The organism is Chitinibacter bivalviorum (assembly GCF_013403565.1).
GTDB lineage: Bacteria > Pseudomonadota > Gammaproteobacteria > Burkholderiales > Chitinibacteraceae > Chitinibacter > Chitinibacter bivalviorum.
Window position 1 is genome coordinate 953,760 of record NZ_CP058627.1, and the last position, 13,222, is coordinate 966,981.

A 13,222-nucleotide genomic window follows, 5' to 3' on the forward strand; every position below is an offset into this window, starting at 1 on the left:
ATGGCGATTATCGTAACTGGAGCGGCTGGCTTTATCGGCTCAAACTTGGTAAAGGCGCTTAATGAGCGCGGTGAAACCGATATTATTGCAGTCGACAATTTGACTCGCGGTGATAAATTTCGCAATTTAGCCGATTTGCAGATTGCGCATTACCTTGATAAACATGATTTTATTGAGGAACTTGCCGCGGGCTCATTTGATGGCATGGTCACGGCAGTGCTGCATCAAGGTGCTTGCTCAGACACTATGGAGCACAATGGCAAGTACATGATGGACAATAACTATCAGTACACGCTCAGCTTGTTTGAATGGTGTCAGTCGGAAGAAGCGCAATTTTTATATGCCTCTTCTGCGGCAACTTATGGCAATGGCGATCATGGCTTTATTGAAAGCCCTGACTGCGAAAAACCACTAAATGTCTATGGCTACTCCAAATTGCTATTTGATCAAGTGCTGCGCCAACGCATCGCAGCAGGTGAAATTACGGCTCAAGTAGCGGGCTTTCGTTATTTCAATGTTTATGGTCCGCGTGAATGGCACAAAGAGCGGATGGCCTCAGTCGCTTTTCATCATTTCAACCAATACCGTGCTACTGGCAAGGTGAAGTTATTTGGCGAATATGGTGGCTATCCAGCAGGTGGTCATACGCGAGATTTTGTCTCGGTTGAAGATATTGTCAAAGTGAATTTATGGTTTTTAGAAAACCCTGAGGTTTGCGGTATTTATAATGTCGGCACGGGGCATTCGCAGCCATTTAATGATATTGCCATCACTGCGGTAAATACCTGCCGTTTGGCAGAGGGCAAAAGTGTCCTTTCACTAGAAGAGATGTTGGCACAGGGTATTTTGGAGTACACCGATTTTCCTGAAGCACTCAAAGGGAAATACCAATGTTTCACTGAGGCGGATTTAACTTTATTGCGTGAAGCAGGGTACCAGGAAAAATTCTTGACGGTGCAAGAAGGCGTTAAGCGTTACGTAGAAGCCTTGCTGGAACAAAATTGAAAATAAAAAAATAAAATCAAAAAAGCCAGATCAGAATATTGATCTGGCTTTTTAATTGCTAAGTTTTTAATGCTTATAGTTTGTTTGACATGTTTGTCATAATGGGGAGTTCTAGGTGCTGGAAATCAGATTCTAGCCATTTTACAAAGTCTTTCGCATTTAATGGCTTAGAGATCAAATAACCCTGAATTTCATCACACCCCATAATCGCCAATGCTTGCCAGCAAGCCTGAGTTTCTACGCCTTCCGCAACGACTTTTAAGCCTAGAATATGCCCCAATTCAATCATTGAACGTACAATTGATACGCTCTCAAAAGTGCTATTCATCGCCATAACAAAAGTCTGGTCAATTTTTAGCTCATTGATTGGCATTTTTGCCAGATAGGCAAAAGACGAATACCCAGTACCAAAATCATCAATCGAAAGCGCGATATTGAGCTCGCGTAATCGAGTTAAGTTTTTTACCATCAAATCAGGCTGTTTCATTACGCCGGTTTCGGTGATTTCCAGGCAAATATTTGGATTTCCTTTGTGGGCTTGAATTTGTTCCGCAATAAAATCAACAAATTGAATATCTTCCACATCACCAACGCCAACATTAACCGAAACACAAACATCAATGCCTATGGCCTGCCATTGGCTCTGCTGGCGAAGCACGTCTTTCACGACCCACTCAGTAATACTGCGCAATTTCCCTGATTGTTCGGCGAATGCAATAAAAACACTGGGAGGAATCCAGCCTCGACGGGGGTGTTGCCAGCGTACTAGCGCTTCAACCGCATTTACTTTCATCTCTGCAATGAATATTTTGGGCTGATATTGCACGACCAGTTGGTTGTTTTCGATTGCTTCGCGTAAATCGCCCATCAATGTAAATTGACTTTGCCGATCAACTTCACGGGTTGGATCATAGGTAACACAAAGTTTGCATTCTTCTTTGGCTGAGAAAATACTAATTTCAGCTTGCCGCAATAGGCTCTCTGGGTCAGTGGCGTGCTCGGGATAACAACTTACACCAAAGCGCATGGCCAGATTAACTTTATGATCATCGATAACAATGGCCTTCGATAATGCCTCTTCAATTCTGAGAATGCTGCTAGCGTATTCTTGCTGTTGATCCGCACTTATCATTAACAAAAAGTCATTGCCCGACATGCGGCCAATCGCCAAAACAGGGTAAGGCTGCAATTCGGCCAAGCGATCTGCTACCGCACGCAAAACATTATCGCCTTCTGCAAAGCCGAAACAATCATTCACATAGTGAAAATCGGCCAAATTCATCATAACTACAGCAAAAGGGGCGCGATGATTCGTGATTTCTTGGTTGATGAGTTCAGCAAAGCGCGTCCGATTGGGTAGGCCAGTAATACGATCCACGAATGCCAGTTGGCGCAATAGACTTTCCCTGGCATTCAATGCATCGCCCATTGCATTGAATGCCGTCGCTAGATTACCCAATTCATCCTTAGATTGTACATTCATGCGTAAATCAAATTCACCCAGCGTAAAACGATGTACTGCGCTGCTAAAGCGGCGAAGTGGCTCGGTGAGTTTGGAAGCAAGTAACCATGAAATTAGGCTGCCTAACAGCATAATCACAGCAGCAAAACCCAGTGTTTGAGCGAGAACGAGCCATTCCTGCTGGTTTACCGTTGTCATTGAAATGTCTGCACCTAGCAGGTAAGGGTCGCCATTTCTCGCACTTAATATCATGGATAGGGAACGGAATTTTCCATATGAGTCACTTAGTTCGCCAAAGCGACTTTGATGTAGGCGTAATGCATTGAGGGTTGTTTGTTGTTCATCTTCGTAATGCTGATAAAAGTGCCCATAATTATCAGCCGCAATTTCGGTTTCTGAAGCGCTATCTGCCAGATAGACGACGCGATTTTGTTTGAGGGCAAGCACGTACAAATAGCGAATCCCAGTTTGTTTTGCGTATTCATTGAGGCGATTCATATTCTCAATGTAGTCGCCCAAAACAATGGGGTGTTTGCCAAGTGCCTGATCGATGTAGTGATCGGGGAGAATATACGGAATAGCGCTAGCCGCTGTTTGTAAGCGGCCATCAATTTCTGCATATAGCGAGTGAGTTAAACCCCGATAAATGCTGGCACTTAGAAAGATGCAAATCCCGCAGTTAAGCAGAATCAATACCAGCAGCACTTTGGCTCTGGCACTACGAATATATTGCAGTCCGAATTTAAAACGCTGGCTGGACATAGTGTGCTACTTCGTGATTTCGCACTTTTTTTTAGTCCAATATGGTGCACTGCGCAATTAATTCCTTAGGAATGTGGCCAACATCTCTTTGTTTACCTGACAGGAGTCTTTTGATTTGCAAAAGCCCCAAGTGTCAGCTATCGCATCTCGTGCAACTAATTCAAACTGCATCAATTCATCACGGCGAAAGGCGTGCACTTGATAGCACTGTCCTGATTTTGCATTACTGGCAAGGCTGGCAAACTGGCTTGCGCTTGCTTTGAGTCCATTGATCGCAATGACCACGTCGCCCGCAGCTAAACCGGCTGCGCAGGCTGCGCCATGGCGCAAAACATGGGTGAGCTTCACGCCTTGTGGATCATCCGCGGTGCGAACGCCCCAGGTGCATGCACTCGGCACTGGGTTGTCTTGCCAGCCCCCTTTGTCGGTGGGGTTGCTGGCTAAGCGCAACTGGGATTGCACGCCTATTTTTTCCAGCAAGTTGGATAAAGGTAAATCCGTGGTTGAGCGTAAAGCCATGTCAAAAAACGCAGTTAAATCCAAGCCAGTAACCGCTTGTGCAATGGTTTCCCACTCATGCTCTTTAATGCCTTGCCCGAGTGTGTCGAAGTGCCTGCCAAATTGATTCCAAAGTGCTCGCATCACATCATCAAGCGATTTTTGATTTTGCGTCTCAGCTCGAATATGTAGATCCAAGCACAATGCCACCAGTGCGCCCTTGGTGTAGTAGCTCACAACTTCATTGGGCGTGTTTTCATCTTGCCGATAATACTTTACCCAGGTATCAAAGCTGGATTCTTCTAGTGACTGACGTTTACGCCCATACCCCCGTTCAACGGCAGTTGCGGTCTGCGCCAATAAGTGAAGATATTGTTCAAATGTGATCAATCCGCAGCGCAATAAGCTGAGGTCATCGTAGTAAGATGTAATGCCTTCAAAAGCCCACAACAGGCGCGAATAATTTTCCTGTTGCAAGTCATAAGGCGCATAAGCGGCGGGCTTGATGCGTTTGACGTTCCAGCTATGGAAATATTCATGACTACACAAACCTAAAAATTGGCGGTAGCCATCGCTTTGCTGTTCTGAGCCAATTTCAGGTAAGTCAGTGCGTTTGCAAATAAGCGCAGTTGAATTGCGGTGCTCTAAGCCCCCGTAACCATCACCAACCGCCATGGTCATAAAAACATAGCGATTAAAAGGTGCAGGCTCTCCAAACAAGCGAATCTGATATTCACAAATCAAGCGTAAATCATGTGCCAATCGCTCCATGTCTGCATGGTGGCGGCCAGAAATGACCATTTGATGGGGTACGCCGCAAGCCTCAAACTCTATCTTTGAAAAATCGCTAATTTCGACTGGGCAATCGATCAGCTCATCGTAGTTTTGCGCGGTGTAATGGCCAAATCCATTGTCATTGACCGCTGCAGCGCATAGGCCAGTTGCCACTTGCCATTGCTTTGACATCGCTGAAAAAGAATCTGCTTTGATTTGAACACTACAAGGCAGAGTCTCAAACCCTTTGGCTGCTAGAAACACGCTGGTGCCATTAAAAAACGCACGAGTCTGGTCCAAATATGCGCCGCGCACTGACAGGTCAAAGGCATAAACCTCGTAGCGTATAGTCAGAGGGCCTGTAGTTGGAGCGATGCGCCAGCTTGATTTGCTCAACTTTTCAATTGGAATTGTTTTTTGTTTGCTAAATGCAGCAATTTGTACAATATTGCGGGCAAATTCACGAATCAAATAGCTGCCAGGAATCCAGACGGGCAACTCTAGAATTTGCCCCTTTGGATCTGGGGTGTCTATCGTTAGCTCAATAGCAAAGAGGTGAGCTGCTGCATCAGCGATTTCAATTGAATAGTGAATGGGCATGGGTGAAGCAAAATCCTGAAATTTGATATTAGCGGTTGGATGACAAACCAATTTGGTTTCGTCCGGCCGCTTTAGCTTGGTAGAGCGCCTGATCGGCGGCGTCAATCAATTGTTGTGCGGTCATGCCATCTTTTAATTGCGCTACGCCGGCACTAAAGCTGGCATTAAAATGTCCATCTGCATTGGATTGCGCTAGGTCTTGAAATAAGACCCGCAACTCATCGGTGCGCTGCGCCGCACGAATGAGGGTGTGGTCGCTCCAAATAAGAGCAAATTCTTCTCCGCCATAGCGGCCGACTGCATCAGGGTTGGGCATGGATTGCTTTAATAGCCGTGAAAGACTTTTTATGACTCGATCTCCAACTGAATGGCCGTATTGATCATTAATTCGCTTGAAGAAATCGATATCGACCATTGCATAGGAGAGGGGGCGTGATTCTTTGTGCGCTCGAGTGACTTCGCGGCTTAAAGCTTCAATAACGTGGGTGTGATTGAGTAGTCCAGTCAAGCTATCGCGGGTCATCCAGCGCCGAATTCTGCGATAGCGTTCGGCTGTAATGGTTACCGCCGCGATTAACTCGTCGGGCTCCATATTCTTCACCAAAAAATCATCGCCCCCCATGCTGCGAGCCATCAGTTGGCGCCCTCGATGTGTCTCAGTCGAGAGAAATACAATGGGAATAGAGTCAAACTGCGGTGTTTGCCTAATCACCTTGGCAATTTCGTCACCAGTGCATTCGGGCATGTAGACATCAAGCAAGAGAATGTCAGGTTTAAAGTTGGCAAGGTATGGCATCACCGTGAGCGGATTGTCGATGTGTTTGACGACCATGCCAGCACCGCTGAGCACGGAAGCTGTCCACTTTGCCGCTGTATCAGAGTCATCAACCAATAGCACTTTAAACGGGGACGGGTTATCTTGCTCATCAATGAGGTCAATACGATCAATGAATGCTTGCAGATTGAGTGGCTGGGCAATGAAATCGGTAATGCCTGCACGTAAGAAGGCAAGCTGGGCATCAACACCAAGCCCAAAATTGGCCAAAAACAAGGGCCCAGCGTACAGCTTTTTAAGTAAGGGCAGGCATTCAAGTGTAGAAATATCGCTCATGCCTGTTTCATCAATGACCATGGCGCATGGTTTTTCGCTATGCATGGCCGCCAGCAAGGCGCTATTACGATTAAAGGCTTTGTATTCAAACCCAAAAAAATGTAGCTGCCGCCCAATTTCAGCAAATTGCTCAATATTTGGAGCTACAAAGTAGATAAGTCTTTTAGTGAAAATGGACATAGCGCTCTTTCGTATTAGGCGTCAGGTTGTTCGAAAGCTGTGAGTTGTCGCCGCCATTTTTTGGTGGGGCGTCCTTTAATTTGTGGGTGATCAAACTGCGGCTGAAGTGACTTGGCAAATTGATCTCGTGCTCGTTTGGCGATGCTTTCTGGTGTTTCAGCATAAAGAGTTTGTGCAACTTCGGCTGAACGGCGTTGCTCTGAGAGCAATAAAACCTCAACTTCAAAATCACCATGGGGCGCGTGAATGCGGAGCATGTCACCAGACTTTAATGCGCGCGCCGGTTTTGCCCGCTCGCCATTCAGGTTAATATGACCCGCGTCAATTGCGCTAATCGCAATTGAGCGCGTTTTGAAAAATCGCGCGGCCCACAACCATTTATCCAAGCGTACTTTGTCTGACATCGCCATTTTCTCCTACCCATCATTACATTATATCTATACGTTTCTGATTCCACATGGACAAAACCGCACTCTTACAATTAAAACAGCTGAAAAAGAAGCTAAAGCAGAAAGCTCAGCCTGCGTTGCCCAAATCAAAACCTATCGTGGATGAGCGATCCTTATTGAAGTTGGCCATGAAAGACGTTCAACCGCTTAAGGCGCGCAATCAATATGTGCACCCAAGTCTTGAGTTGAGCCCTTGGCCACGGCAAGGTGCCGCGCAGATGGTCACTGTCACGGATGATATGAGTGACTTTTGGCCTTGGGATGAATTAGAGCAAGGCGAGCAACTGTTGTTTGTCAAGGCCGGCCTGCGACTCGATACGCTGCGCAAACTTAAACGTGGAGATTGGCAGATCGATGCAGAGCTTGATTTGCACGGTGAAAACACCGACACAGCCAGAATTAAGGTGGCGCAGTTTCTTGCGCTATCGGTACAAAAAAATTGTCGCTGCATCCGCATTATTCATGGCAAGGGCTTAAGCTCGAAAGAAGGTCTACCAATTTTGAAGCTTAAACTCAAGAACTGGCTTGCGCAGCGTGATGAAGTGCTTGCTTTTGCACAGGCCAATCCATTTCAAGGCAGCGCAGGCGCTGTGTTGGTATTGTTAAAGTCAGGAAAAAAAGACAAATGAAAGCTGCAGAGATATTCACGCCATTCTTTAGAAAAATGGCTTTGTTTGTGTGGATTTGCGCGATTTGGATTGGGTCGCTAATTCCCCTGAGTGCACCTCCTGTAAGTCATGGCGATAAGTTTGAACATTTTATAGGGTATGCGGTATTGGCGGTGCTTGGCTTTCTCAACTGGCCGCGGCTTTTTTATGTTTGGCTGGCGGCTTCCTTAATGGGGGTGTCTGTTGAAATTGCGCAGTCTTTTACAAGTTGGCGATCGTTCGATCTGTATGACATGCTGGCCAATAGTATCGGGGCTTGCATTGGTCTGATTGTTTGTCTGTTGTGCTCGCGAAAAAGCACATTGCTTCTAAAATGATGTTCAGCAATCGTTTGAGGCGACGTTGCTTTGTCTATTGCGGTTAATTAAAACTGAGAAGCATTCTTTGCTGGTGTGATTGTAATTATTAGCGTCTAAAAATAAAGCCGTTGCGCTCTTTAGTCTTACTCTCTCCGAGTGAATATTTACCAGATGAAAGTAACTATTAGCGATTTCATGTTCAGTTAAGAAGGAATATCATATTCATATGACATCAAATGAAGTATGGCAGAGCGCTGTAATGAAATGCTCTGAATGCGGCAAGGAATGTAGTTGAAATTGAGTTACAACATTTTTTCGAATCTGACTTATATCAATTTTTTTACGATGTAAGTTGTTACGATAGACGGATGTCATTATTAATATTGGCCGATGTATATTATCGCTGCTGATAAACGGTAAAACATGCCAAAAGCTGTTTTGGCTCATGATGTCTAGCCGACATCGCCACTAGGAGATTACCTCATGAACGCCCCAATCGATAAATCTTTGGATCAATCACAACTGGATGCATGGCGTGGTTTTGCCGCCGGTGAGTGGCAATCCAAAGTTGAAGTACGTGATTTTATCCAAGCGAACTACACACCTTACGTAGGTGATGACAGCTTTTTGGCGGGCCCGACTGAGCGCACAACTCAATTGTGGACTGAATTGTCGGCATTACTGAAAGAAGAGCGCAAACGTGGCGTATTAGAAGTTTCAGCCCAGTTTGGCTCAACAATTACCGCGCATGATGCTGGCTATATCAATAAAAATCTCGAAACCATCGTCGGTCTGCAAACTGACGCGCCTTTGCGTCGTGCGATTATGCCAAACGGTGGTTTGCGCATGGTTCAAAACGGTTTGTCGGCATATCACTTCGAAATGAATCCGCAAATCGAAGAAATCTATACCAAATACCGTAAAGACCATAACAACGCAGTGTTTGATGCCTATACGCCAGAAATCATGGCGTGCCGTAGCTCTGGTGTGATTACTGGTCTGCCAGATTCATATGGCCGTGGTCGTATTATCGGCGACTACCGTCGTGTTGCACTGTACGGTATCGACTTCCTGATCGCCGACAAAAAGCGCGAAAAAATTGAATTGGATGACGTGCCATTTACTGAGCCAGTGATCCGTCTGCGTGAAGAATTGGCTGAACAAATTAAAGCCCTGAACGAATTGAAAATCATGGCCAAAAAATATGGCTTTGATATCAGCCGTCCAGCGGCAACAGCGCAAGAAGCCGTGCAGTGGCTGTACTTCGGCTACCTGGCTGCGGTGAAAGAGCAAAACGGTGCCGCGATGTCGATTGGTCGTATTTCGACCTTCCTTGACGTGTATTTCGAGCGCGATATCAAAGAAGGCCGTATCGACGAAGCACAAGCGCAAGAATACATCGACCATTTGGTGATGAAACTGCGTATTGTCCGCTTCCTGCGCACGCCAGAATACGATGATTTGTTCTCAGGCGATCCAACTTGGGTGACTGAATCTATCGGCGGTACGGGTGAAGATGGCCGCACCTTGGTAACTAAATCAAGCTTCCGCGTCTTGAATACGCTGTATAACCTCGGTCCAGCACCAGAGCCTAATTTGACTGTGTTGTGGTCAACTGCCTTCCCACAAGGCTTTAAAGAATTCTGCGCTAAAGTATCGATCGACACGTCTGCGATTCAATACGAAAACGATGACCTGATGCGTCCAAAATGGGGTGATGATTACGCCATCGCCTGCTGCGTATCTGCGATGCGCGTTGGTAAGCAAATGCAATTCTTTGGTGCACGTGTGAACTTGGCCAAAGCAATGTTGTACGCTATCAATGGTGGCGTGGACGAGAAAACCGGTAAAGTCGTAGCCAAGGGTTTTGAACCAATCAAAGGCGACGTATTGGAATACGACGAATTGATGAGCAAGTACGATGTAATGCTCGACTGGTTGGCTAAAACCTACGTGACAGCACTCAATTCAATTCACTACATGCACGACAAATACGCTTACGAGCGCATTGAAATGGCATTGCATGACCGTGATATCTTGCGCACGATGGCGTGTGGTATTGCTGGTTTGTCTGTCGCTGCGGACTCTTTGTCTGCAGTTAAACACGCCAAAGTCCATATCAAACGCAATGAAGCTGGCTTAGCGGTTGATTATGTGATTGAGGGCGAGTACCCAGCCTACGGTAACAATGATGACCGTGCCGATGACATCGCGGTATGGCTCTCAACTGCGTTTATGGAAAAAATCAAAGCGCAACCGGTGTTCTACCGTGATTCAATGCCAACGCAATCCGTACTGACCATCACATCAAACGTGGTTTATGGCAAGAAAACTGGTAATACACCAGACGGTCGTCGTTCAGGCGCGCCATTCTCACCGGGCGCAAACCCAATGAACGGCCGTGATACGAATGGTTTTGTCGCTGCAGGCTTTTCTGTATCTAAGATCCCATACGAGTCAGCATTGGATGGTGTGTCTTGGACCGCTTCAATGACGCCAGATGCTTTGGGTCACAATGCGGCTGACCGTGTAAAAACACTGGCCGCTTCGATTGATGGCTTGTTTGGCCCACACGGCGACGAATGTTCAATGTGTGAAAGCGCGGACAAAGTGGATCAAAAATTGGCAGAGCTCGAAGAAGGCCCAGATCAATTGTTCCACTTGAACATGAATGTGTTGAATAAAGACACCTTGATGGACGCGATGGAGCATCCAGAAAACTATCCGCAATTGACGATTCGTGTTTCAGGCTATGCTGTGAATTTTGTGAAATTGACTCGCGAACAACAAATGGACGTCATTAACCGTACATTCCACGCGAAGTGCTAATTTAAAGCGAGCAGGGCAATACCTCAAAAGGGTATTGCCCTGTAGATCTTTTATTTAATGATCTGCAGTCGTATACCCAAAAGGAAATCTAGATGGCGCAATTATTTCACCTCAATATGAATGTTTTGAATAAAGAAACGCTGGAAGACGCGATGGCAAATCCAGATAAATATCCGCAATTGACCGTCCGCGTATCGGGTTATGCCGTGAACTTTGTTAAACTCACTCGTGAGCAACAATTGGATGTCATTAATCGCACTTTCCATGAGAAGTGCTAATTAAGCCTCAAGAATTCACGCAAACGGATCGCAAGGCTTGGCCTGCGATCCGTTTTTCTTTGTACAACGGTATGATGCTGACCCATGCGCTGTGAAGCGAAGCAGCATGACACTCTCTGGAAAAACCATGGCACAAGATTTAGCAAAACCTGCAGGCGAAATCGTTCCTGCCGCCTTTGACGCTGATGGCAATCAATTTGGCTATATTCACTCGATTGAAACTGGCGCCGCGGTGGATGGCCCTGGAATGCGCTTTGCACTATTTGTGAGTGGCTGTCAGTTCCGTTGTCTGTACTGCCACAATCCAGATACGTGGAAGCTGCATGCTGGTAAAACGTGGACAGTCGATGCCATTGTGGCCGAGATCGCGAAGTACGCTAGTTTTCTTCGGATAGCGGGTGGCCTCACTATTTCGGGCGGCGAGCCGTTGATGCAGGCGCATTTTATTGGCGAAATCTTCCGTCGCGCCAAAAATGAACTGAAAATCCATACGGCACTGGATACGCAAGGCTTTTTGGCTGCGCATTTGCCAGATGAATATTTTGACAATATTGACCTGGTCTTGCTCGATATTAAGCAAATGAACCCAGAGAAATACGAAGCTTTAACCGGCAAGCCATTGCAGCCGACACTCGATTTTGCTGAGCGACTGTTTAAAATGGGTAAAAAAATCTGGCTGCGTTATGTGCTGGTGCCAGGCTGGTCTGATGATGAAGCTGATGTGCAATTGCTAGCCGACTATCTCGCAAAAATGGCTCATGATTACCCCGAAGTCTTGGAACGTGTAGAAGTTTTGCCATTCCATAAAATGGGCGAAAATAAATGGGAGGAACTCGGCTTGAAATATGAGCTGGGCGACACTAAGCCACCCAGCAATGAAGTTGTCCATCGCGTGCGCGAGCAATTTCGTGCCAAAGGCATTTTTTGCTGCTAATGGCCTGGGTATTTTCTTAAAATCTAGGTATTTTAAGCCTCTGGTGAATATACCCATGAAAATAAAAAACCTCGCCGCAGCGAGGTTTTTTATTGGGTGCAACAAAGTCGATTATTTGTCGCTCAATGCATCTACACCTGGTAATGCTTTGCCTTCCAGGAATTCAAGTGAAGCGCCGCCGCCAGTTGAAACATGGCTGACTTTATCTTCCAGACCCGCTTTCTCAACCGCAGCAACTGAGTCGCCACCGCCCACGATGGTGATGGCGCCGTTTGCTGTGGCATCAACCAAGGCGTGTGCAACAGCGAATGTGCCTTCTGCCGATGCATCGATCTCAAAAACACCCATCGGGCCATTCCACAATACTGTTTTAGCCGACTTGATGATTTCAGCGTAGGTCGCACGAGTTGCAGAGCCAATATCCACACCTTCTTGATCGGCTGGAATTGCTGTCGATTGCACTTCAACCAAACCATCCAAAGTACGAGCGTCAAAATTCAAAGCACGTGTCACCATGGTGTCGCTTGGCAATACCAGTTTGTCGCCAGCTTGCGCCATCAAATCACGTGCCAAATCAACTTTATCGTTTTCGCACAGTGATTTACCGATCTCAAAGCCTTGCGCTTTCAAGAAAGTAAATGCCATGCCGCCACCGATGATCAATTTGTCTACTTTGGGTAGCAAGGCTTGGATGACATCGATTTTGCCAGAGATTTTTGAGCCGCCGATGATGGCAACCAATGGGCGAACTGGCTTATTTACAGCTTCACCAAGGAAATCGAGTTCTTTTTTCAGCAGGTAACCTGCTGCACGCGGCAAATCTACACCCACCATTGAAGAGTGCGCGCGGTGAGCTGTACCAAAAGCATCATTGACAAATACATCGCCCAACTTGCTCAGGCTGGCGCGGAACGCTGCTACTTTGGCTGGATCAGCTTTTACTGAATTGCCTTCAGCATCTTTCGCTTTGCCTTCTTCTTCGATATGGAAGCGGACGTTTTCCAGTAATACAACTTGTCCAGCAGCGAGGTTTGCGCATGCAGCTTCTACTTCGGCGCCAACACAATCAGCAAGGAAGGTTACTGGACTGCCTAGCAATTCACTCAGACGATTTGCGACCGGTGCAAGGCTATATTTTTCAACTTTTTGACCATTTGGGCGGCCCAAATGCGACATCAACACCACTGACGCGCCTTGTTCGAGGGCGTAGCGAATAGTTGGTAACGCTGCGCGAATACGTTTGTCACTTTCAACCACGCCATTTTTTACTGGCACGTTAAAGTCAACACGAATCAATACACGTTTACCTGCGAGATCGAGGTCTTCAATAAACAGCTTGGCCATAGGGTCCCCAAAAATGGTGGTTTGAACAA

The 13,222-nt window shown here is 46.5% G+C and carries 10 protein-coding genes and 1 pseudogene; 6 read left to right on the plus strand and 5 right to left on the minus strand.

Annotated elements, in window-relative coordinates:
* Positions 1–1,005, plus strand: coding sequence for an ADP-glyceromanno-heptose 6-epimerase (gene rfaD, locus HQ393_RS04360; protein ID WP_179357630.1), 1,005 nt, complete (start codon positions 1–3; stop codon positions 1,003–1,005).
* 73 nt (positions 1,006–1,078) lie between these two features.
* Here rfaD and HQ393_RS04365 read toward each other — a convergent pair whose 3' ends face one another.
* Genes HQ393_RS04365 through HQ393_RS04380 form a run of 4 tightly spaced genes read right to left on the minus strand, consistent with a single transcriptional unit; the run spans position 1,079 to position 6,796 of the window.
* Positions 1,079–3,229, minus strand: a complete 2,151-nt coding sequence (locus HQ393_RS04365; protein WP_179357631.1) for a putative bifunctional diguanylate cyclase/phosphodiesterase — start codon at positions 3,227–3,229, stop codon at positions 1,079–1,081.
* Between the two features lie 57 nt (positions 3,230–3,286).
* Positions 3,287–5,101, minus strand: coding sequence for a M61 family metallopeptidase (locus HQ393_RS04370; RefSeq protein ID WP_179357632.1), 1,815 nt, complete (start codon positions 5,099–5,101; stop codon positions 3,287–3,289).
* A 28-nt stretch (positions 5,102–5,129) separates the two neighbouring features.
* Positions 5,130–6,392, minus strand: coding sequence for a diguanylate cyclase (locus tag HQ393_RS04375; RefSeq protein WP_179357633.1), 1,263 nt, complete (start codon positions 6,390–6,392; stop codon positions 5,130–5,132).
* 14 nt (positions 6,393–6,406) lie between these two features.
* Complete coding sequence (locus HQ393_RS04380) at positions 6,407–6,796, minus strand: RNA-binding S4 domain-containing protein (protein ID WP_179357634.1); 390 nt, start codon at positions 6,794–6,796, stop codon at positions 6,407–6,409.
* Between the two features lie 173 nt (positions 6,797–6,969).
* Here HQ393_RS04380 and HQ393_RS04385 point away from each other — a divergent pair, with 173 nt between their 5' ends.
* The 5 genes and pseudogenes from HQ393_RS04385 to pflA all read left to right on the plus strand — a co-directional run bounded on the left by HQ393_RS04385 (position 6,970) and on the right by pflA (position 11,849).
* The gene (locus HQ393_RS04385) at positions 6,970–7,470 is read left to right on the plus strand and encodes a Smr/MutS family protein (RefSeq protein WP_246307948.1); all 501 of its coding nucleotides are present in this window, start codon (positions 6,970–6,972) and stop codon (positions 7,468–7,470) included.
* A complete protein-coding gene (locus HQ393_RS04390) occupies positions 7,467–7,826 on the plus strand; it encodes a VanZ family protein (protein ID WP_179357636.1) in 360 nt (119 codons plus the stop codon). The genes HQ393_RS04385 and HQ393_RS04390 overlap by 4 nt, the downstream gene beginning before the upstream one ends.
* A gap of 465 nt (positions 7,827–8,291) precedes the next feature.
* On the plus strand, positions 8,292–10,637 hold the full coding sequence (gene pflB, locus HQ393_RS04395) for a formate C-acetyltransferase (RefSeq protein WP_179357637.1): 2,346 nt from the start codon (positions 8,292–8,294) through the stop codon (positions 10,635–10,637).
* A 107-nt stretch (positions 10,638–10,744) separates the two neighbouring features.
* Positions 10,745–10,915 (plus strand): annotated as a pseudogene (locus HQ393_RS04400) (glycine radical domain-containing protein); the annotation flags it as partial.
* Positions 10,916–11,042: 127 nt separating this feature from the next.
* Positions 11,043–11,849 carry a pyruvate formate-lyase-activating protein gene (pflA, locus tag HQ393_RS04405; RefSeq protein WP_179357638.1) on the plus strand — a complete coding sequence of 269 codons (807 nt, stop codon included), beginning with the start codon at positions 11,043–11,045 and terminating at the stop codon, positions 11,847–11,849.
* Between the two features lie 111 nt (positions 11,850–11,960).
* Here the strand turns inward: pflA and HQ393_RS04410 are convergent, their stop codons facing one another.
* The gene (locus HQ393_RS04410) at positions 11,961–13,193 is read right to left on the minus strand and encodes a phosphoglycerate kinase (RefSeq protein WP_179357639.1); all 1,233 of its coding nucleotides are present in this window, start codon (positions 13,191–13,193) and stop codon (positions 11,961–11,963) included.
* Positions 13,194–13,222 lie beyond the last annotated feature (29 nt).